The sequence below is a fragment of the Amycolatopsis sp. NPDC023774 genome (genome assembly GCF_040639695.1).
Classification (GTDB): domain Bacteria; phylum Actinomycetota; class Actinomycetes; order Mycobacteriales; family Pseudonocardiaceae; genus Amycolatopsis.
On record NZ_JBFAAJ010000002.1, the window covers coordinates 492839 to 512567 of the forward strand.

Sequence of the window (19729 nt, forward strand, 5' to 3'; positions counted from 1 at the left end):
GGTCACCAGCGGCGTGCGCTCCGCGTGCAGCGCCGGGCTCCGCTCGTCGCGTGCCTCGATGCGATCGAGGCACGCGTGGGCGTCTCGAGGTTGAGCACGGCGAAGTCTCACACGGCGTACGTGTAATCCGGCACATCGGTGACGAACATGTACCCCGGCGCGTGCGTGATCGCGAACGGCGGCTTCGACTGCATGATCGCGGCCTGCGGGGTCACGCCGCACGCCCAGAACACCGGCACCTCGCCCTCGCGGATCTCCACGGGGTCGCCGAAGTCGGGCTTCGACAGGTCCTCGATGCCCAGGGCCTCGGGCGCTCCGATGTGGACCGGCGCGCCGTGCACGGCCGGGAACTGGCCGGAGATGCGCACGGCGTCGGCGACGCGGTCGGCCGCGATCGGGCGCATCGAGACGACCATGGGGCCGCTCAGGCGGCCCGCGGGGGCGCACTCGCGGGAGGTCTTGTACATCGAGACGTTCTGGCCCTTGCTGATGTGGCGGACCTCGATGCCCGCGGCGACCAGGGGCGCCTCGAACGTGTAGCTGCAGCCGATGAGGAACGTGACGAGGTCGTCGTTCCAGTACTCCAGCACGTCGTCCGGCTCGTCGACCAGCTCGCCGTCGCGCCAGACGCGGTAGGCGCCGAGGTCGGTGCGCAGGTCGGCGCCGGGCGCGAGGTCGGTGTGGGGGCTGCCGGTGTCGGTGACGCCGATGATCGGGCACGGCTTGGGGTTGCGCTGGCCGAACAGGAGCGCGTCGTAGGCGTACTCGCGCGGCACGATGATCATGTTGGCCTGGGCGTAGCCGGGCGCCCAGCCGGCGGTCGGCACGCGCAGGCCGCCGCGGAAGGCTTCGCGGGATTCGGCCGGGCTCAGAGCGGGGGTGACAGTCATCAGCAACTCCTCAGGAGAAGATCGAACCGAGTGAGGTCAGGGATTCCACGGCGGCGTACGCGGTGAACAGCCAGGCGGCGATGCCGACGCCGAGCAGCACCTTCGGGTAGCGGTAGCCCGCGATCAGGTCTCGCCGGCGCAGCGCCACCCACAGGATGATCGCCAGGCCGATGGGCAGCACGAGCCCGTTGATCGCGCCCGCGAACACCAGCATCGACTGCGGCGTCTGGCCCGCGGCGATGAACACGATCGTCGCGAGGCCGATCAGCACGATCACCGCGCGGTTGAAGTGCGTGCGCACGGGCTTGACGTAGGACTGCAGGAACGTGGCGGTGGTGTAGGAGTTGCCGATCACGCTCGTCATCCCGGCGGCCCAGAACACCAGGCCGAACAGGTGCAGCCCCACCGTGCCGAACGCGGCGAGGAAGGCCGAGCCCGCGGCGTCGTTCTTGTTCGCCAGCGTCGCGCCGGTCGCGACCACGCCGAAGAAGCCGAGGAACAGCACGATCCGCAGCACGCAGGCCACGAGGATGCCGGTCCACGCGCCGCGGTTGATGCGCTTGAGGTTCGTCACACCGGTGATGCCGGCGTCGATCAGCCGGTGCGCGCCGGAGTAGGTGATGAACCCGCCGACGGTGCCGCCGATCAGCGTGAGGATCGGCAGGAACGGCAGGCCCTTCGGGTCGACGGTGCCCACCGCGGCCTGCCCGACCGGCGGCGCCGTGGCCACGACCAGCGCGATGATCAGCGCGATCTTCACGAACCCGAGCACCACCATCACGCGGTCCACGGCCGTGAGCACCGAGCGCACCAGGAAGATCGCGATGGCGAGGATGCCGCTGATGGCCGCGCCGATCCGCGGGTCGATGCCCAGCAGGTTGTGCAGGCCGAGGCCGGTGCCGGCGATGTTGCCGATGTTGAACACCACCGCGCCCAGAACCACGAACACCGTGAGCACCTGGCCGGCACCCGGGAACACCTTGCTCGCGATGTCCTGCGCGCGCTGCCCCGAGATGCCGAGGATGCGCCACACGTTGAGCTGCACGGCGACGTCGATGATCATCGAGACCACCACCGCGCACGCGAACGAGGCCCCGTAGAGCACGGTGAACGAGGCGGTCTGGGTGATGAACCCCGGTCCCGCCGCGCTCATGGCCATCAGCAGCGCCGCGCCGAACAGCGGCGGCACGCGCAGCCTGCCCGGCCGGGCCTGCCGGTCGTCGGTCCTGGTCACGCTGTCCATCCCACTCCTTGGTCCCGATTGGCGGGGGTTGCCGCGCAGCTTAAGTTAGACGTCTGACGTCTTACGACCTGTTTCACCATCTGGGAGGTACCCCGTGGCGGACACCCTGCCTTCGGTCTGGATCCAGGACCTGACCTGGGAAGAAGTGAGCTCGTACCTGGAGCACGAGCGGATCGTGATCGTGCCGATCGGCAGCACCGAGCAACACGGCCCGGCCGGTGTGCTGGGGGTCGACTCCTACGTGGCCATCACGTTGGCCGAGGACGTGGCCGAGCGCAAGGGCGTGCTGGTCGCGCCCCCGATCTGGTACGGCGACTCGTCGCACCACGGCGCGTTCCCCGGCACCATCACGGTGCGTCCGGACACGCTGACGCTGCTGATCCGCGACGTCGCCCGCAGCCTCGCGCGCCACGGCTTCACCCGCATCATCCTGCTCAACGGGCACAAGGGCTCGAACCTGCCCGCGCTCAACAGCGCGGTGCGCGTGCTGCACGACGAGGAGCTGCCGGAGGTGCTCTTCGCCGTCGCGGACCCGCTGCACCTCGCGCGGTCGGCCTCGCCGACGATCAAGGAGACCAACGAGCACCACGCCGGTGAGCTCGAGCTCTCCCACGTGCACTACCGCTACCCGGGCAAGATCCGCACCGACCGGCTCACCGACGCCTCCGTCGACTTCGACGCGGTCTTCGGCGGCTTCGTCGGCAACGACCTGTTCGGCCCGGCGCCCGACGGCGTCGAGATCATCTGGTCCGGCGACGAGCAGCGCGCGTTCACCCCGACCGGCTCGTTCAGCTCGTCGAAGGGCCTGTCGGAGGACAAGGGCAAGCGTTACCACGACCACATCGTCGGGCGCCTGGGCGAGCTGGTCGACTGGCTGCGCACGTACAACGGCCCCATCGGCCGCCGCGAGGACTGACCGGTGGTCACGCGGATCCACCCCGACCCGGCTCTGCCGGCCGACCTCACGGCGATCACGTCCGACGCGTACCGGCAGGTCAAGGTCCGGCTGCGCGAGGTGATCACCCGGCTCGGCGAGACGGGCCGGCTGCGGCTGCCGTCGGAGGCGGAGCTGTCGGCCGCGCTCGGCGTGAGCCGGGCGACGCTGCGCTCGGCCCTGCAGTCGCTGCAGAAGGAGGGGCGGATCCGCCGGCTGCACGGCCACGGCACCTTCATCAACCGCCACGCACTGGGCCTCGGCGCGAACCTCGCGGAGGCCGGCGCGTTCATGGACTTGCTCGCCAAGGCCGGTCACGAGGCGTCGGTGAGCACGGCCGGCCGGCGCGTGGTGGCGCTCGAGGCGGACGTGGCGGTGTCGTTGGAGATCCCCGCCGGCGAGCAGGCGCTGCGGATCGAGCGCGTCTTCGCCGCCTCGGGCGAGCCGGCGGTGCACAGCGTGGACCACTTCCCGGTGCGGCTGCTCGGGGAGGACCCGCCGGCGCTGGAGCCCGCGCAGTCGACGTTCGAGTTCGTGGAGCTCCACCTCGGCCCGCCGGTGTGCTACTCCGTGGCCGAGGTCCGGCCGGTGTTGCCGCCGCCGGATGTCGCCGCCGCGCTGAACGTCCCGGCCACGCAGCCGTTGCTTCGGTTGCGTCACACCCACATCCGGGCCGACGAGCAGCCCGTCGCCGTCACGGTCGCACACGTCAACGATGAATACCTGCGTTTCTCGGTGATCCGGACCTACCTCGATGAGTGAGCGATGACCACACTGGCCAACCCACCGCGGCTCGACCGTAAGGCGTGGGGCGTGCTGGCGCTGACCCTGGTTTTCTGGGTCGCCGACGGCTACGACACGTTCGTGCTGCTGATCACCGCACGGCCGACGCTCACCGAGCTGCTGCCGCACGACCAGCTGCCGCACCTCACGACGTACCAGGGTTACCTGGTCGCCATCACGCTCGCGGGCTGGGCCACGGGCGGAATCGTCGGCGGCGTGCTCGGTGACCGGCTGGGCCGGCGGCGGACCATGATCGTGGCGGTCGCCGTGTACAGCGTCTTCACCGCGTGCTCGGCGTTGTCCGGGAACTGGTGGGTCTTCGGGCTCACGCGATTCCTCACCGGGCTCGGGATCGGCGCCGAGTGGGGTGTCGGCACTTCGCTGCTGCAGGAGGTGTGGCCGGAGCGGTGGCGGGCCCGCGGCGCCGGCCTGCTGCAGGCGGGGTTCTCCGTCGGCGGCGTGCTCGTGTCGGGCCTGTGGGTGCTGCTCGGCTCGACGCTCGGGCTGTCGTGGCGCTGGATGTACCTGTTCGGGGTGATTCCGCTCGTCGTGGTGTTGCTGGTGCGCCGTAGCATCCCCGAGTCCCCGCGCTGGGTGGCGCAACGCAAGCGAAAAGTCGGGATCGGCGAGCTGCTGGTGCCGGGCGTGCGGCGCAATTTCCTGGGCGCGCTGGCGGTTTCGATCGCGATCACCGGCGGCTGGTGGGCGGTGAGCTCGTTCCTGCCCAGCTTCGTCGGCGGCCTCGTCGACGATCCGAAGCGCATCGCGTTCTACACGGGCTGGGCCGGGGCGCTGTACAACCTCGGCGAGATCGTGGGCTGCGTCCTGCTCGGGTTCCTCGCCGAGAGCTGGGGCCGCAAGCTCTCGATCCAGGTGTACTTCGCCGGGTGCGTGGCGATCGTGCCCATCGTGTTCCTGCTGGTGCACGACGCGGCGACGGCGACGTGGCTGCAGCTGATCGCCGGGTTCCTCACCGGTGGCGTGTACAGCTGGTACACCGTGCACACGCCGGAGCTGTTCTCCACGTCGATCCGCGCGACGGCGATCAGCGTGGTGTTCAGCGGTTCGCGTTACCTGGCCATGGCCGGCGCCGTGCTGATCGGCCCGCTGGCCTCGGCCGTGGGCGGGTTCGGCCACGCCGCCGCGCTCTTCGCCCCGATCTACCTGCTCGGCATGCTCGCCGTGCTGTTCCTGCCCGAGACCAAGGGCAAACCCCTGCCGGACTGAGTGTTTCTCGCCGGACCGAGTGCTTGTCGCTGGAAGAAAGGACCACCCATGACCGTGAAGGTCGACATCCGGGTTCCCGTCGGCCGCCCGCTGCCCGAGCTGACGAAGTTCATCGTGTCGTGTGAAGAGGCCGGGTTCAACGGCGTCGGCGTGCACGACCACCACCACTCGGGCCGCGACGTCTACTCCGCCCTGACGCTGGCCGCGGCGGCGACGTCGAAGCTGCAGCTGTACCCGGCCACCACGAACACGGTGACGCGCCACCCGCTCGTGCTCGCGGCGATCGCGAACTCGCTCGCCGAGATCGGCCCGGGCCGCGTGCTGCTGACGCTCGCGCCGGGGTTCCTCTCCGTCGAGAAGGCGGGCCGGCCGCAGGGTCGGCGCGAACAGCTCGGCGAGGCGGTCACGGCCATCCGCAAGCTCGTGGCCGGTGAAACGGCCACTGTGGACGGTCACGAGATCAAGATGAACAACGTCGCCAAGCCCGCGCCCGGGATCTTCGTGCTCGCCGCCGGGCCGAAGATGCTGGAGCTGGCCGGCGAGGTCGCCGACGGCGTGGTGATGCTCGCGGGCCTGCACCCGGACAGCATCGAGGCCGCCCGCTCGCACGTGCGCGCGGGTGCCCTGCGGGCCGGCCGGGCGCCGGAGTCGGTGCAGGAGATCCTCATCGTGCCCACGGCGATCGAGCCGTTCGACACCGCGCGCGAGTGGGTGCGGCGCTACTTCCGGCCGGACAAGCCGTTCCTCAACTACCCGAGCACGGCCAACCTGCGCTGGCTGCGCGCGGCGGGCCTCGACATCCCCGCCGACCACGACCCCACCGCGTTCACCTCCGTGCAGGCCAAGGAGATCAGCGACGCGTTCGGGCTGTTCGGGCCCGCGGAATACTGCGCGGAACGGCTCCTGCAGGCGCGTGAGGAATCGGGTGTGGAGCACGTGTTCTTCTTCCCGTCGCACACGGCTGAAAGCGGCTACGACCTGCCGGAGGCAGACGTCGCCGCGTTCGCCGACGTCATCGGCCCACGCCTGGCCGCCGGCTAGGTTTCGCTTACGGGAACCGCTTCGCCCAGCGCCTGGATCACCGCGAGCGAGTCGAGGTAGTCGCGCCAGTGCACGACCCTGCCGTTCGCGACGGTGACGATGGAGACGAAGCGGTTCCCGTAGGGCCGGCCGGTTTTGACGATGTGGCCGCGCACCGAGTACTCGAGCGTGACGACGGACTTCTCGCGATCGTGGTGCACGGCCAGATCGCCGGAGCTTTCGAACACGATGGCGTCTCCGTAGCCGCGGTACAGCTCTGCCGGCGCTTCTCGGCCTTCGACCCTCTTGGGTAGCCGGGCAAGCGAAGAAGTGCTCGCCTTCGGCGTGGCCGGCGAGGCCTTCCTTGACGACGCCGAAAACCGGGTCGAGCGCGGCGAAGTCTTCGAGGTGGTCCACGGTCATGGGCTGTCCTGTTCCCGATCCGGGGTGTGTCCCCGTAGCGGAGAACGGTGGGAGCCGGCACCGACAGTTTCGGCCGCCGCGGCTTCCCTCGATCCGGTGAACCGAGGTGCCCCGTCGCGACTTCGTCCGCATCAGCTCCGCCGAGCCGGAGGCCCCGGCGGGCACCCGGGCCGTCACCGCGTCGGCCGGGGCGTTGAGGGTGCTCGACCCGCCGGAAGCACACGTCCCGCGCGGTCTTCCCCGACCCCGCCGGACGCGCGTTGCGCCGCGGCTGGACGGAAGCGACGGCCGCGGGCGTGGCGACGCTGCGCCCCGCGCGTCGGCCCGGACGTCGACGACCCGCGGCGGCGGGAGCTCGTCGGTGAGCTTTCCGCGCGCTACCTCTCCACGCTCTCCGCGGGCGATTACCGCGGAGAGCGTGGAGCACCTCAGCAACGTCGAGCTCCTGGCATGGACCTTTTCGCCGCGGCAATGGCGGGCACGACAGGCTCAGCAGGCGCGCGGTCGCGTCGGCATCCAGCCGCAGCACGCCGGCCAGCGCGCGCGGCACCGGTTCCGACAGGTTGCGGTCGCGGCCGGTGTTCGAGCCGCAGGTTGTAGTCGGAGCTGATGCCGGCGCGGATCGCCGCCTCTTCGCGGCGCAGCCCGCCGACGCGGCGAGCGGTCCCGCCGGGCAGCCCCGCGACCTCCGGGCGCACGAGTTCGCGCCGGGCGCGGAGGAATTCGCCCAGCGTGGTCATCCGGACCACATCTCCGGCGGCAACCGCGGCCGGCGCCGGAAAGCCCAGCCCTGCCACTCCCAGGAACGCCGGGGCCGTCCCATCCCCCGCCCTGCGGGCGCATCGTGGAACACGGGCGGGACGACCACCCGGAAAACCCAGCAGGGCATCCCACCATGGCCGACAGCGCTCCCGGCGGCACTCTCACCCTCGCCGACGACCTCACCCTCAGCCGCATGGGCTACGGCGCCATGCAGCTGGCCGGGCCCGGCGTCTTCGGCCGCCGAAGGACCACTACGAGGCGATCGCAGTGCTGCGCGAAGCGGTCGAGCGCGGCATCACCCACATCGACACCAGCGACTTCTACGGCCCGGCCGTGACCAACGAGCTGATCAAGGAAGCGCTGCACCCCTACCCCGCCGGCCTGCACATCGTCACGAAGGTCGGCGCGCGCCGCGGCCCGGACGGCGCGTGGATCCCGTCGCTGGAGCCGGAAGACCTCAAGGCGCAGGTGCGCGAGAACCTTCAGCACCTGGGCCTCCACGTGCTCGACGTGGTGAATCTGCGCGTCGGCACCCACGAGGGCACAGACGACACCCCGCTCGGCGAGGAGTTCGGCGCGCTGGCCGAGCTGCGCGAGCAGGGCCTGATCCGCCACCTCGGGCTCAGCGGTGTGTCCTATGCGCAGCTCACCGAGGCGCAGGCGATCGCGCCCGTGGTCACGGTGCAGAACCCGTACAACCTGCTCACCCGCGACGACGACGCCCTGGTGGCGCGCTGCGCCGCGGAGAACATCGCGTTCGCGTCGTTCTTCCCGCTCGGCGGCTTCAGCCCGCTGCAGTCGGAGACACTGGCCAAGGTCGTCGCGAACCTCGACGCGTCGCCGCAGCAGGTCGCGCTCGCGTGGCTGCTGCAGCGCTGCGCCACGACCGTGCTGATCCCCGGCACGTCCTCGCGCGGGCACCTGCGCGAGAACATCGCCGCGGCCGACCTCGTGCTGCCGGCCGAAGCCGTGGCGGAGCTGGACGCCCTCGGCGCTTGAACGTCCACAGTGGACTCAGCCGCGCTCGCGGGGTTACGCTCACCGGCGTGATCACCACGGACGAATACCTGTACCTCGTCGACCGCGCGCTCGACGGGATGGCGGCCACACTCACCGAACTCGGTGACGAGCTCGTGAACACGCGCCCCGAGGCGGCCGGGACCAACTCGCCGTACGCGATCGTCACGCACTGCCTCGGGGTGATGGCGTTCTGGGGCGGCCAGGTCGTGGCGGGCCGGGACGTGGCGCGCGACCGGGCGGCGGAGTTCGAGGCGGCGGGACCGGTCGCCCCGCTGGTGGAGCGGATGCGGGCCGTCCGGGAGCGGTTCGGCGCCGATGTCGCCGGGTGCACCCCGGCAGCGCCACCGAAGGGCGAGGTCCCGCCGAAGTACCGCGACACCCCGATCGGCGCGGCTCAGGGCGTAGCGCTGCTTCACGTGTACGAGGAGCTGGCCCAGCACCGCGGGCACCTCGACCTCACCCGCGACGTGCTGCTCGGGCGCGTGGAGAAAACCGTGTAGAGGACACGGGGCCGGCTCCGTCCTTACAGTGAGCGTGCCGGCGCGCGGCACGCCGGAAGGGCGGAGGACCCACGATGACGAAGTACATGGTGATGCAGACGTACTCGGGCGGCGAGGCCTGCGACGTGCCGATGACCGAGTGGTCCCCCGAGGACATCCGGGCGCACATCGCCTTCCAGCGGGCGCTCAACGAGGAGCTCGCCGACAAGGGCGAACTGGTGGACGCGCAGGGGCTGGCCGGGCCGGAGGCGGCGAAGAAGGTCGTGTCCGGCGGAGCGGGCGGCACCGTGGTGACCGACGGGCCGTTCACCGAGAGCAAGGAGCTGCTCGCGGGGTACCGGATCATCGACGTCGACTCGGAGGAGCGGGCGCTCGACATCGCCGCGCGGCTCTCGGCGGCGCCCGGACTCGGGGGCACGCCGATCCGCCAGCCGATCGAGGTCCGCCAGGTGATGAGCGCGCCGGCCTGATGGCGGCCGACCACGTCGAGGACCTGCTGCGCACGCTCGCGCCGCAGGTCCTCGGCGTGCTGGCCCGGCGGTTCGGCGACTTCGACGCCGCCGAGGACGCCGTGCAGGAGGCCTTGCTCGCCGCGGCACTGCACTGGCCCGGCGACGGGGTGCCGGACCACCCGCGCGGCTGGCTGATCCAGGCGGCGGCGCGGCGGTTGACCGACGCGCACCGCAGCGACGAAGCCCGCGCGCGGCGTGAGCTGGCGGTGTTCGCCGAGCCGGCGGGCGCCGAGGTCCCGGACGAGGACGACACGCTCACGCTGCTGTTCCTGTGCTGCCACCCGGCGCTCACGCCGGCGTCGGCCATCGCGCTCACGCTCCGGGCCGTCGGCGGCCTGACGACGGCGGAGATCGCGGGCGCGTTCCTCGTGCCCGAGGCGACGATGGCGCAGCGGATCAGCCGGGCGAAGGGGAAGATCAAGGCGTCGGGTGTGCCGTTCCGGTTGCCGGCCGACGACGAGCGCGCGGCGCGGCTGAAACCGGTGCTGCACGTGCTCTACCTGGTGTTCAACGAGGGGTACACGAGCAGTGCCGGGACCAGCCTGCACCGCACGGAGCTGTCGGGCGAGGCGATTCGGCTCGCGCGGCTGCTGCACGGGGTGCTGCCCGAGGACGGCGAGGTCACGGGCCTGCTGGCCCTCATGCTGCTCGTCGACGCGCGGCGTCCCGCGCGGACCGGGCCCGACGGTGACCTGGTACCCCTGGCAGATCAGGACCGCGCACTGTGGGACCGGTCGTTGATCAGGGAAGGCGTCTCGCTCGCCACCGCTGCGCTTTCCGCCGGGCCCGCCGGTGAGTACGGGCTGCAGGCGGCGATCGCGGCGAGCCACGACATCGCGTTGCGCGCGCAGGACACGGACTGGCCCCGCATCCTGGCCCTCTACCAGCGGCTCGACACATCGGCGGACAACCCGATGGTCACGCTGAACCGCGCGATCGCGACCGCGATGGTCCACGGCCCTGCCACAGGTCTGGACCTGCTCGCGACGCTCGACGAGCGGCTCGCCGGCCACTACCGCCTCGACGCCGTACGCGCTCACCTGCTGGAACGCGCGGGCGAAACCGCGGCCGCGATCCGCTGTTACGAGGCCGCCGCGGCGCGCACCACGAACGCTCCGGAGCGCCGCTACCTCACGGTTCGCGCCGCGCGGCTGCGGGCGGACCAGCCCTGACTGTCCTGTTCGGACAGTGTTGATGTTCCACACTTCGCTCTCACAACGTGGCCCAGTAGGATCAGCACCGATTCTCACTGAAAGCGGAGCGGACCATGGCCACCACGGGTGATCGGCGGACGGGGTACGACATCACGAGCGTGCCCGCCGAGACGGTGCTCGCCGCACTGCAGGCAGCCGTGCCGCGGTCGGCCACGGCGGGCGTCGTCTGGTGGATCTACGCCGGTCAGGGTCCTGGGACGCCCCACCTCGTCGTCGGCCTGCGTGGTGACCGCGGTGCCCTGGTGTGGCAGGAGAACGGCGCCGCGCACCTGCCCGCCGACGGCGCCGGCGCCGCGCCCGCCGATTACTTCAGTCTGCAAGGCGGGCACTTCCCGCAGCCCGCCGGCAGCGAGGTGCCGGCCGAACTCGTGCTCCGCGCGGTGCGGGAATTCACCCAGACCCGAGTCCGACCGGAGTGCGTCACCTGGAAGCTGCCCTAGGTGTAGTTGGCCATCAGGTTGGCGGCAGTCGGCCGGTGGGTGGGTGTTCGCCGAGTGCGCTGTGGCGGCGTGAGCGCTGTAGTGCTCGAGCCAGGGTGCGAGGGCAGTGGCTCGGTCGATGTTGCTGGTGAAGACCTGCCGGTAGACCCATTCCGTGTGCAGGGTCCGGTTGAGCAGCTCGACCTTGCCGTCCTGCCAGGAGCAATGCGGCTTGGTGGACTTCTGCCGGATGCCATGCGCGGGTCGGCGGCTTCTCGCCCGGGAGAACCTCGGAGTAGGCGAGCCGGCTGCGGGAGTACGGCCAATCTTCTCGACGTCCATGTGGACCAGCTCGTCGGGCGGGTCCGGCTCGTAGCGCACTGCGGTGGTTTTGCCGGCCCGGATCACCTCGCCGGCCATGGGGTCGAGCGTCGCCAATCGCGGGATGTCGTGGCGGGCCGGCACCCGCGACACCGTCCTCGTCGGCACTCCCAGCTCGGCTCCCAGCCAGCCCGGGCCACGACGCCGGCTCCGGCGCAGGTGCACAATCCGACGCTCGATCTCACCGCTGATCCGCCGCGGTGAGGAAGGCCAAATACAACCTAGGCCGTCGCGGCGTCGAGGTGCATCAGCTTCACCACGGCGAGGTTCGCGACGAACAGGGCGGGCAGCAGGAGCCCGAGCGTTCGCAAGCCCGAGAACCACAGGCCCACGCCGGCGCCGCCGACGACCACCACGACGGTGAGCGCGTAGAGCAGGGGCGTGTGCAGCTTCGCAGTCGGCGCGGCGAACAGGGCCCACAGGCCGGTGCCCACGGCGGGCGCGCCCAGGCCGAGCAGCAGCTTGCCCGCGGTGGACTCCCCCGCGTGGAATCCCCAGTACCCCAGCGCGACGATCGCGGCCAGCTCCAGCAGGAAAGCCAGGCCCAGGTTTCCCCAGCGCCAGACGGTCTCGATCACGGTCGCCTCCTCGACGTGAGAGCAGTGCTCTCTATTGGAAGCAATGTTCACCTCTCAGTCTTGGGTTGTCAAGAGCACTGCTCTCGGATTACCAGCGTGGTGGTCGCGAGGACGACGGCGAGACACACCGGCGCGCGGTAACCGGTGCCGAGGAGCGTGGCGGCGAGCCACGGCCCGGCGGCGGCGCCGACGTTGAGCGCGGCGGTGGCGAACGCGCCCCTGAGTGCCGGCGCGTCCGGTGCTGCGCGCAGCACCTGCGCGACAGCGGTGGACCCCACGGCGAATGACAGCAGTGCTTGCAGCGGGACGAAGACGAGCAGCACCGTGGCGTTCCCCGCGCCGAGCGCGAGGCCGAGCCAGCCGACGGCGAGCACCAATTGTGTCTTTCGCGTGGCCGGACGCCGACCGGCGAGCGCGACGCCCGCGCAGGCGCCGATGCCGAACAGCTCGAGGAGGATGGGCAGCCGGCCCTCAGCGGAGCTCGCAAGCGGGGCAAGGTAGGTGAAGACGGCGAAGGTGGCGCCGTTCACGAGCGCGCCCCTGCCGAGCGCGGCCACCACCCGCGGCCGCTTCAGCACCGCGAACTCGGCTTTGACGGGCGTGCTCGCGGTTTGCGCCCTCGGCGCCCACCGCGCAATGGCGGCGAACGCGGGCACGGACACCAGCGCGACCGCCCAGAACGCCGAGCGCCACCCCCACACCTGCCCGAGCACGGCGCCCGCCGGCACCCCGGCGACGCACGCCAGCGTGGTCCCGGCCAGCACCACGGCGGTCGCCCGCCCCTCGCCTCCCGGCGCGGCGTCGGCCGCCGCGGTCAACGCGACGGCGAGAAACCCGGCCGTCGCCAGCGCGGACACCAGCCGGGTGGCGAGCAGGATCCCGAACCCGGGCGCCAGCGCCGCCGCCACGTGCACCGCGACGAACACCCCTAGATACCCCAGCAACGCGGCCCGCTGCGACCACCCGCGCCCCGCGATCGCCAGCGCCGGCGCCCCGATCACCATCCCCATGGCGAACACCGCCGTCAGCGACCCCGCCGCCGCCAGCGAGACCCCCAGGTCCCGCGCCACCTCGGGCACCAGGCCCGACACCATGAACTCCGACGTCCCCTGGGCGAACACGGCCAGGGCGAGCAGATACGGCAAAACAGGCAAGACAGACACTCCTGAGATCGACGTGACCGTCCTGTTCGGACAGTGGAAGAAGGCACGGTCGATCGGAGCGCCTGGACAGCGACCAGGGAATACAGCCGCTAAGGAACACAGACCCCACAACGCCACCGCTCGACCGGTGGCGCCGCTCTGTCGGCCTCAGGACTGCTCACGGCGCGCACGGTAGCAGCGTCGAGTGGTGGTGCCGAACGGTTTTCCACCGCGGCTTCCCGGCGGCGCGCCGGGGCGCGCCCTGCCGCAGCGCCCGAACCGAGCCGTGGCCCGCAAAGATCACCTGCCAAGAGGCCAAGGTCCACGCTCGGTGGTAGTTCCGGGCAGCCGTCACGAAGGGTAGCTCTCGAACGGAGCAGCGGGCCGGGATCCTGTCCTTCGTTCGGCGGCGTCGCTCTACCCTGGGTCTCAGTAGTCTTCTCCGCCATGAACGACCGAAGGACCGGAATCCGCACGGTCCAGATGGCGGGCCTGGGTATCGTCGTCGGGCTCGGGTTCCTGGTGGCGAGCCTGTGGTGGTCGGCGGCCACGTGGTGGAGCTGGCTGGGCGGGAGCCTGCTGGTGGGGATGCTGACGTGGATCTTCGTGTTCGAGCTGCTGCGGCTGGGGCGAAGAGGCGACGACTGAACCATCCCGGGCAAAAGCACAAAAAATGGGGCCGCCCCAAGAGGACGAGGGCGGCCCCGGAGAAGAAAGCCTACTTGGTGAAGTACCAATCCTCTGGGCTGCGCGCCGTCTGCACGGCCGGGAACGAGACGCCGCCGAGGTTCTTCGCGACGGCCTCCATCGCGCCGCGCAGGGGCATGTTGATCTGGCCCGGCAGGGTCTTCGCGGCGTAGTCCTCGTAGGCGGCGAAGGCGTTCTTGTCGTCGCTGTGCAACGTCGCCTCGATGAGCTTGTCCAGCTGCGGGTCGTCGTAGTTGCCGAGGTTGCCGGTGGAGCCGGGGAGCAACAGCTGGTCACCGGTGGGCACGGCGTTGTACTGCTGGTACCCGAAGTAGCCCATCTGCCAGTCGCACGCGGGGCCGGAGCCGTGGCAGTCGCTCACGTCGCTCAGCAGCGCGTTGAACTCCTGACCCTTCAAGTCGAACACGATGCCCGCCTCGGCGGCGTCCGACTTCCACTGCTGCATGATCCGCCCGTAGGCGGGGTTGCCGGTGGAGTACTGCAAAGTCAGCTCCAGCCGGGTCCCCGCCGCCACGCCGGCGCCGCACTGGTTCGCGGCGGTGCCGGGCGCGGTGCACGTCATGGCACCGTTCTGCAAGGTCCAGCCGTGCGACGTCAGCAAGGCCTTCGCCTTCGCCTTGTCGAACGGGTACGGCCCCGCGCCGCGTTCGGCCTCGGTCACATAGGAGTTGTCCGGGTTGATCGGCACCGGCCCGGTGGTCACGGTGGCGTAGCCGCGGTAGGCGACGTTCACGTCCGTCACCTGGTCCAGGGTCTGCTGGAACGCCTGCCGGACGTAGAGCTGCTTGAACACAGCCCCGAACTTCGGGTTGTCCATGTTCAGGATCGTCGAGCTCCAGCCCCACGCCGCGGCCGGCACGAGGTTGTAGTTGGCCTGCAACGGGTTCGTCGCCGGCACCTTCTCGCTCGCCTTCTTCTGCGGCAGATCCGCACCCGCAACGCCGCCGACGGAGATGGTCCGGCCGCTGCGCAGCGTGTTGAACTCCGCGCTGGTGCTCGTGAACGGCTGCATCTTGTAGTGCGCGAGATGCGGCTTGTCCGTCCCGCTGTACTTCGGGTTCGGGTCGTAGCTGATGTTCCCCTCGGCGTCGAACGACGTCAGGTGCCACGGCCCGTCCACGACCTGCCACAACGGATCCGTGGCGTAGGTCGAGAGGTCCTTGCTCTTGGTGAACAAGTACTTGTACACCGCGTCGCACTTCGCGCGGTCGTCCGCGCAGCCGCCGCTGCCCGCCGCCGCGGAGTCCGATGTCTTGTCCCACGCCATCGGCAGCGGCGCGATCTGCGCGAGCTCCTGGCCGGTGAACCACGTCGGCGAATACGAGTCGGTGAGCTGCAGCGTCACCTGCTGCGGCCCGGTCGCCGTCGCGGACTTCACGTTGTCCGGGAACTGACCCGGCACGTAGCCGTACCAGTTGGCCTTCTCCGCGAACATCATGTTCATCCAGAACACCACGTCCTTGGCGTTCACCGTCTCGCCGTTGGACCACTTGTACGGCTTGACGTTGATCACCACCTTGGTGTTGTTGTCGCTGAACACGGGCGGGTCGGCGAGGCTCTTGCGCGTGTTGACCCCGGTGCTGCCGTCGGCGTCGCCGAACCAGTAGAGCTCGCGGTACATCAGCTGCTGCAGGTCACCCGTCGCGTAACCGCTGTTGTGCGCCGAGTCCACGAACGGGAAGATCCAGTTCGGCTGGGTGCCGGGTGCCTCGGCGAACACCGCCGTGCCGCCTTCGGTCGGGGTGCCGCCGCCCGAGCTCGAGCTCCCGCCGCTGCACGCGGTGGCGAGCGCGGCCGCGGCCAGCACCACCACCGGCGCCACGAATTCCTTGCGCAGTCTCATCCGTTCTCTCCTTGGTAGACCTTCGTCGCGTCGTGCTCACGAGCGGCGTCGAGCGGGAAGTGGCAGGCCGCCTCGTGCCCGGCGCCGAACGGCCGCAGCACGGGTTCCTCGGCGGCGCAGATCTCCTGCGCGAACGGGCACCGCGTGCGGAAGCGGCAGCCCGACGGTGGCGAGATCGCGGACGGCGGCTCGCCCGAGACTCCGCCGCTCTGCCGGTCCGCCCAGGGATCGGCGACCGGGACCGTGTCGATCAGCCCGCGCGTATACGGGTGCCGCGGGTTGCCGTGCACCTCGGCGGCCGGACCGGTCTCCACGAGCTTGCCGAGGTACATCACGCCGATGCGCTGCGCCAGGTACCGCACCACGGACAGGTCGTGGGAGATGAGCACGTACGTGAGCCCGTGGCGCTCGCGCAGGTCGTTCATCAGGTTCAGGATCTGCGCTTGCACGGACACGTCCAGCGCCGACACCGGTTCGTCGGCCACGATCAGCTTCGGCTCCAGCGCCAAGGCCCGGGCGAGCCCGACACGCTGGCGCTGCCCGCCGGAGAACTCGTGGGGGTACCGCTGCGCGGCGTCGGCGGGCAGGCCCACCTCGCCCAGGAGCTCGCGGACGCGCGCGCTGCGCTGCGCCCGGGTGCCGGCGCCGTGGATCTCCAGCGGTTCGGCCAGGATCGCGCCGACGCGCATGCGCGGGTCGAGCGAGGCGTACGGGTCCTGGAACACCAGGTGGGTGTCGCGGTGGCGCTGCCGCAACTCGGCCCCGCGCAAGGAAGTCAGCTCCGTGCCGTTGATCCGGACGTGGCCCGACGTCGGCTCGTCGAGCCCCACCACGGCCCGGCCCACGGTGGTCTTGCCGCAGCCCGACTCCCCGACCAGGCCGACGGTCTCCCCCGCTGCCACGGAGAAGCTCACGCCGGCCACCGCGGACACCGTGCCCGTGCGCCGCCGCAGCACCGCGCCCTTGGTGACGGGGAAGTCCTTCACCAGGTTCTCGACTTCCAGCAGCGGCGGGCCCGCCGCCGGCTCCGCGGCCGGAGCGCCCGCCCGCTCGTGCACGCGGACGACGGCCGACGGCTCGTCGAACTCCGCCGAACCGACCGGGTGGAAACACGCGTACTCGTGCCCGGCCACGTCGGCACGCAGCTCGGGTTCCTCCTCGACGCACTCGTCGGTCGCGTAGCGGCAACGCGGCGCGAAGCGGCACCCGGTCGGCGGCTCGCGCAGATCCGGGGGCAGGCCGGGGATGCTGTAGAGCCGCTCCCCCGAGTCCGCCGAGTTCTCCGGCAGCGCCTCGAACAACGCCTCCGTGTACGGGTGGCGCGGGTTGCCGAAGAGCCGGCGCGTGTCCGTGAGCTCGGCGATCTTGCCCGCGTACATCACGGCGACGCGGTCGGCGCGGCCCGCGACCACGCCGAGGTCGTGCGTCACGAGGATCACGGCCATGCCGAGGCGCCGGCGCAGGTCGTCGATCAGCTCCAGGATCTGGTGCTGCACGGTCACGTCGAGCGCGGTCGTCGGCTCGTCGGCGATGAGCAGCTCCGGCTCGCACACCAGCGCGCGGGCGATCATCACGCGCTGGCGCATGCCGCCCGAGAGCTGGTGTGGGTAGTCCCCGGCCCGTTTGCGCGCGTCCGGCAGCCCGGCCAGCTCGAGCATCGCGACGGCGCGCTCGTCCAGCTCGCGCCGGGAGAGCGTCGAGTGCAGCTCCAGCGGTTCACTCACCTGGCGCCCGATGGGCAGCGACGGGTTGAGCGAGGTCATCGGGTCCTGGAACACCGTGCCGATGCGCTTGCCGCGGACCTCCCGCAGCTCGGCGGGGGTCATGGCCGCGACGTCGTCGTCGCCGAGCAGGATCCGGCCCGAAGCGATGCGCCCGCCGGCCGGGAGCAGCCGCAGAATCGACAGGGCCGTCATCGTCTTGCCACAGCCGGACTCGCCGACGAGCCCGAGCAGCTCGCCGCGGCCGACTTCCAGCGTCACGCCGTCGACGGGGCGCACCACACCGTCGCGGACGTCGATGGTCGTGTGCAGATCTTCCAGGCGCAGGACGGGGTTCATGGGTTCAGCGCCTCCGCAGCCGCACTTCGAGCGCGTCGCGCAAGGCGTCGCCGAGCAGGTTGAACGCCACGACCACAAGCATGATCGCGATGCCAGGCGGAAGGATCATCCACCAGTAGCCGTTCTGCACGAACTCGGTGCCGTTGGACAGCATGTTGCCCCAATCGGCGTGCGGCGGCGCGATGCCGAGGCCGAGGTAGCTCAGCGCGGCCACGAGCAGGATCGCGTCGGCCACCTGGAAAGTCGCGTTGACCACGATGGTGCCGATCGCGTTGGGCATGATGTGGCGCAGCACCACGCGTTTCCCGCCGCCGCCCATCATCCGCACGGCCTGCACGTACTCGCGGGTGCGCAGCGAAAGCGTCTCGCCGCGCACGAGCCGCGCCGGGCTCAGCCACGCGCCGAACGACACCACCAGGATCAGCAGCCCCAGCGTCGGCGTGAAGATCGCGGCGAGGATCAGCAGCAGGAACAGCGTGGGGATGGCCAGCAGTGTGTCGACGATCCGCATCATCACCGCGTCGACGAATCCGCCGACGTAGCCCGCGATGGCGCCCCAGAGCGTGCCGAACACGGTCGCGAGCACCGCCGCCGCCACACCGATCTCGAGGGAGGACCGGCCGCCGACCATCAGCCGGCCGAGTTCGTCGTAGCCCACGTCGTCGGTGCCCAGCGGGTGACCCGCGCCCGGCGGCTGATCGGCGCCCGCGAGGTTCGTCGCGATCTGCTCGGTGTGGTAGACGAGCGGGCCGAAAAAGCAGAACAGCGCCAACAGAACGATGAGCACGAGGCCCGCGACCGCCAGGCGGTTCTCCAGGAAGGCCCGCAGGGTCGCCCGCGCCGCGGACCGCGAGGGTGCTGCGGACGGGGACGCCGGGACGGGGGCCGTTCTGTCGGTCATCAGTACTTCACCCTCGGGTCGAGCACGGCGTAGCCGATGTCGGCGAGCAGGGAGCCGGCCACCGTCGCGAGCGCGACGACGAGCCCGGTCCCCAGCAGCACCGGGTAGTCGTGCACCTGGGCACCCTGGATGAACGTGAAGCCCATGCCCGGGTAGTTGAACACCTGCTCGGTGATGAGCGCGCCCGCGAACAGCTGCGGCAGCGACAGCCCCAGCAGCGTCACGATCGGGATCAGGGAGTTGCGCAGGACGTGCCGCGTGAGCACCTTGCCCTCGCTCGCCCCGCCCGCGAGCGCGGTGCGCACGTAGTCCTGGCTCAGGTTCTCCATCACCGACGAGCGCGCGTAGCGGCTGAACGACGCGATGGTGATCAACGCCAGCGTGAGCACGGGCAGCACGAGCGCAGGTGCCTGCGACAGGATCTCGCCCAGCGAGTCGCCGCTCGGCCCCAGGGGGGAGAACCACTGCAGCTGTACCGCGAACAGCAGCACGAGGATCTCGCCGAGGAAGAAGCTCGGCATCGAGTAGAACGCGAACGACAGGCCCGTGGCCACGTAGTCGCCCAGCGTGTTGCGCTTGCGGGCCTGGTACACACCCAGCGGCACCGCCACCACGAGAGCGACCAAAGTGGACAGCGTCATGAGCAGGATCGTCTTGGGCAGGTGGTCGGCGATCACGTCGGTCACCGGCTGGTTGAGCTTGTAGGAGTACCCGAGGTCACCGTGCAGCACGCGCCCGGCCCAGGTGAGGAATTGCGTGACCAGCGGGCGGTCGTAGCCGTTGTCGTGGAGGAACGTCCGGATCTGCAGCTGAGTGGCCTTCGGCCCGAGGATCGCGCGGGCCGGCCCGCCGGGCAGCAGCTGCAGCAGCGCGAACGTGAGCACCGCGACCAGCACGACCACCACGACCGACTGCAGGACGCGGCGCGCCAGGTACCCTGCCATCAACCGTCCCCGTGATCGTTCCAGTACTTGCCCGATGCATAGACCTACACGGCAACCGCTCACCTGTCCACGGTGTCCACGGAAACTGACTTTCCGTTGTCCCACCTGGTGATCTTCCTACTTTCGGCGCTACCGCTGTCGAAGTGTCCGATGTAGATGATCGACAAACCGGACAATCCGGGGCACACCGTGATACACGGCCCCGCGCTCGCGTTGTACGGATCG

Annotated in this window: 19 protein-coding genes and 2 pseudogenes; 10 read left to right on the forward strand and 11 right to left on the reverse strand. The window is 70.8% G+C overall.

Annotated elements, in window-relative coordinates; all coding sequences use genetic code 11:
* Window positions 1-107 precede the first annotated feature (107 nt).
* The gene (locus tag AB0F91_RS08425) at window positions 108-872 is read right to left on the reverse strand and encodes a putative hydro-lyase (RefSeq protein ID WP_360596288.1); all 765 of its coding nucleotides are present in this window, start codon (window positions 870-872) and stop codon (window positions 108-110) included.
* A gap of 28 nt (window positions 873-900) precedes the next feature.
* Window positions 901-2133 carry an NRAMP family divalent metal transporter gene (locus tag AB0F91_RS08430; RefSeq protein WP_360595932.1) on the reverse strand — a complete coding sequence of 411 codons (1233 nt, stop codon included), beginning with the start codon at window positions 2131-2133 and terminating at the stop codon, window positions 901-903.
* A gap of 94 nt (window positions 2134-2227) precedes the next feature.
* Here AB0F91_RS08430 and AB0F91_RS08435 point away from each other — a divergent pair, with 94 nt between their 5' ends.
* From AB0F91_RS08435 to AB0F91_RS08450, 4 genes are read left to right on the forward strand one after another with little or no spacing between them, the layout of a single operon-like run.
* Window positions 2228-3049, forward strand: coding sequence for a creatininase family protein (locus tag AB0F91_RS08435; RefSeq protein WP_360595933.1), 822 nt, complete (start codon window positions 2228-2230; stop codon window positions 3047-3049).
* A 3-nt stretch (window positions 3050-3052) separates the two neighbouring features.
* Window positions 3053-3829, forward strand: a complete 777-nt coding sequence (locus AB0F91_RS08440; protein WP_360595935.1) for a GntR family transcriptional regulator — start codon at window positions 3053-3055, stop codon at window positions 3827-3829.
* 3 nt (window positions 3830-3832) lie between these two features.
* Window positions 3833-5077 (forward strand): MFS transporter, encoded by a 1245-nt coding sequence (locus tag AB0F91_RS08445; RefSeq protein ID WP_360595937.1) that lies wholly within the window; start codon window positions 3833-3835, stop codon window positions 5075-5077.
* Between the two features lie 48 nt (window positions 5078-5125).
* Complete coding sequence (locus AB0F91_RS08450; RefSeq protein ID WP_360595939.1) at window positions 5126-6118, forward strand: LLM class flavin-dependent oxidoreductase; 993 nt, start codon at window positions 5126-5128, stop codon at window positions 6116-6118.
* Here AB0F91_RS08450 and AB0F91_RS08455 read toward each other — a convergent pair.
* On the reverse strand, window positions 6115-6345 hold the full coding sequence (locus tag AB0F91_RS08455) for a hypothetical protein (protein ID WP_360595940.1): 231 nt from the start codon (window positions 6343-6345) through the stop codon (window positions 6115-6117). The two genes, AB0F91_RS08450 and AB0F91_RS08455, sit on opposite strands and share 4 nt — an antisense overlap.
* Before the next feature lie 603 nt (window positions 6346-6948).
* The gene (locus AB0F91_RS08460; protein WP_360595942.1) at window positions 6949-7260 is read right to left on the reverse strand and encodes a hypothetical protein; all 312 of its coding nucleotides are present in this window, start codon (window positions 7258-7260) and stop codon (window positions 6949-6951) included.
* A 155-nt stretch (window positions 7261-7415) separates the two neighbouring features.
* Here AB0F91_RS08460 and AB0F91_RS08465 point away from each other — a divergent pair.
* From AB0F91_RS08465 to AB0F91_RS08485, 5 genes and pseudogenes are all read left to right on the forward strand, one after another.
* A pseudogene (locus AB0F91_RS08465) lies at window positions 7416-8281 on the forward strand (oxidoreductase).
* Window positions 8282-8328: 47 nt separating this feature from the next.
* On the forward strand, window positions 8329-8802 hold the full coding sequence (locus AB0F91_RS08470; protein WP_360595943.1) for a DUF664 domain-containing protein: 474 nt from the start codon (window positions 8329-8331) through the stop codon (window positions 8800-8802).
* Window positions 8803-8876: 74 nt separating this feature from the next.
* Window positions 8877-9272, forward strand: a complete 396-nt coding sequence (locus AB0F91_RS08475) for a YciI family protein (RefSeq protein ID WP_360595945.1) — start codon at window positions 8877-8879, stop codon at window positions 9270-9272.
* A complete protein-coding gene (locus tag AB0F91_RS08480; protein WP_360595946.1) occupies window positions 9272-10486 on the forward strand; it encodes a DUF6596 domain-containing protein in 1215 nt (404 codons plus the stop codon). Before AB0F91_RS08475 ends, AB0F91_RS08480 begins: the two co-directional genes overlap by 1 nt.
* A 95-nt stretch (window positions 10487-10581) precedes the next feature.
* Window positions 10582-10968 (forward strand): Imm1 family immunity protein, encoded by a 387-nt coding sequence (locus AB0F91_RS08485; protein ID WP_360595948.1) that lies wholly within the window; start codon window positions 10582-10584, stop codon window positions 10966-10968.
* Window positions 10969-10981: 13 nt separating this feature from the next.
* Here AB0F91_RS08485 and AB0F91_RS08490 read toward each other — a convergent pair.
* The 3 genes and pseudogenes from AB0F91_RS08490 to AB0F91_RS08500 form a co-directional block, all read right to left on the reverse strand.
* Window positions 10982-11508, reverse strand: a pseudogene (locus AB0F91_RS08490) (integrase core domain-containing protein); the annotation flags it as partial.
* A gap of 41 nt (window positions 11509-11549) precedes the next feature.
* Window positions 11550-11906, reverse strand: coding sequence for a YrdB family protein (locus AB0F91_RS08495; RefSeq protein ID WP_360595950.1), 357 nt, complete (start codon window positions 11904-11906; stop codon window positions 11550-11552).
* 68 nt (window positions 11907-11974) lie between these two features.
* On the reverse strand, window positions 11975-13060 hold the full coding sequence (locus AB0F91_RS08500) for an MFS transporter (RefSeq protein WP_360595952.1): 1086 nt from the start codon (window positions 13058-13060) through the stop codon (window positions 11975-11977).
* A gap of 435 nt (window positions 13061-13495) precedes the next feature.
* Here AB0F91_RS08500 and AB0F91_RS08505 point away from each other — a divergent pair, with 435 nt between their 5' ends.
* Window positions 13496-13696: a hypothetical protein gene (locus AB0F91_RS08505; RefSeq protein WP_360595954.1), complete on the forward strand. Its 201-nt coding sequence runs from the start codon at window positions 13496-13498 to the stop codon at window positions 13694-13696.
* A gap of 70 nt (window positions 13697-13766) precedes the next feature.
* Here the strand turns inward: AB0F91_RS08505 and AB0F91_RS08510 are convergent, their stop codons facing one another.
* From AB0F91_RS08510 to AB0F91_RS08525, 4 genes are read right to left on the reverse strand one after another with little or no spacing between them, the layout of a single operon-like run.
* Window positions 13767-15599, reverse strand: coding sequence for an ABC transporter substrate-binding protein (locus tag AB0F91_RS08510; protein WP_360595956.1), 1833 nt, complete (start codon window positions 15597-15599; stop codon window positions 13767-13769).
* Entirely contained in the window at window positions 15596-17659 is a 2064-nt protein-coding gene (locus AB0F91_RS08515) for an ABC transporter ATP-binding protein (protein ID WP_360595957.1), read from the reverse strand. Before AB0F91_RS08515 ends, AB0F91_RS08510 begins: the two co-directional genes overlap by 4 nt.
* Window positions 17660-17663: 4 nt before the next feature.
* Window positions 17664-18560, reverse strand: a complete 897-nt coding sequence (locus AB0F91_RS08520) for an ABC transporter permease (protein ID WP_360595959.1) — start codon at window positions 18558-18560, stop codon at window positions 17664-17666.
* Window positions 18560-19504, reverse strand: coding sequence for an ABC transporter permease (locus AB0F91_RS08525; RefSeq protein ID WP_360595961.1), 945 nt, complete (start codon window positions 19502-19504; stop codon window positions 18560-18562). The genes AB0F91_RS08520 and AB0F91_RS08525 overlap by 1 nt, the downstream gene beginning before the upstream one ends.
* Window positions 19505-19729 lie beyond the last annotated feature (225 nt).

Coding starts and splice junctions, on each gene's coding strand:
- AB0F91_RS08430 (WP_360595932.1), bottom strand. CDS start 2,133: ATGGACAGCGTGACCAGGACCGACGACCGGCAGGCCCGGCCGGGCAGG.
- AB0F91_RS08445 (WP_360595937.1), top strand. CDS start 3,833: ATGACCACACTGGCCAACCCACCGCGGCTCGACCGTAAGGCGTGGGGC.
- AB0F91_RS08450 (WP_360595939.1), top strand. CDS start 5,126: ATGACCGTGAAGGTCGACATCCGGGTTCCCGTCGGCCGCCCGCTGCCC.
- AB0F91_RS08460 (WP_360595942.1), bottom strand. CDS start 7,260: ATGACCACGCTGGGCGAATTCCTCCGCGCCCGGCGCGAACTCGTGCGC.
- AB0F91_RS08475 (WP_360595945.1), top strand. CDS start 8,877: ATGACGAAGTACATGGTGATGCAGACGTACTCGGGCGGCGAGGCCTGC.
- AB0F91_RS08480 (WP_360595946.1), top strand. CDS start 9,272: ATGGCGGCCGACCACGTCGAGGACCTGCTGCGCACGCTCGCGCCGCAG.
- AB0F91_RS08485 (WP_360595948.1), top strand. CDS start 10,582: ATGGCCACCACGGGTGATCGGCGGACGGGGTACGACATCACGAGCGTG.
- AB0F91_RS08505 (WP_360595954.1), top strand. CDS start 13,496: ATGAACGACCGAAGGACCGGAATCCGCACGGTCCAGATGGCGGGCCTG.
- AB0F91_RS08510 (WP_360595956.1), bottom strand. CDS start 15,599: ATGAGACTGCGCAAGGAATTCGTGGCGCCGGTGGTGGTGCTGGCCGCG.
- AB0F91_RS08515 (WP_360595957.1), bottom strand. CDS start 17,659: ATGAACCCCGTCCTGCGCCTGGAAGATCTGCACACGACCATCGACGTC.
- AB0F91_RS08520 (WP_360595959.1), bottom strand. CDS start 18,560: ATGACCGACAGAACGGCCCCCGTCCCGGCGTCCCCGTCCGCAGCACCC.
- AB0F91_RS08525 (WP_360595961.1), bottom strand. CDS start 19,504: ATGGCAGGGTACCTGGCGCGCCGCGTCCTGCAGTCGGTCGTGGTGGTC.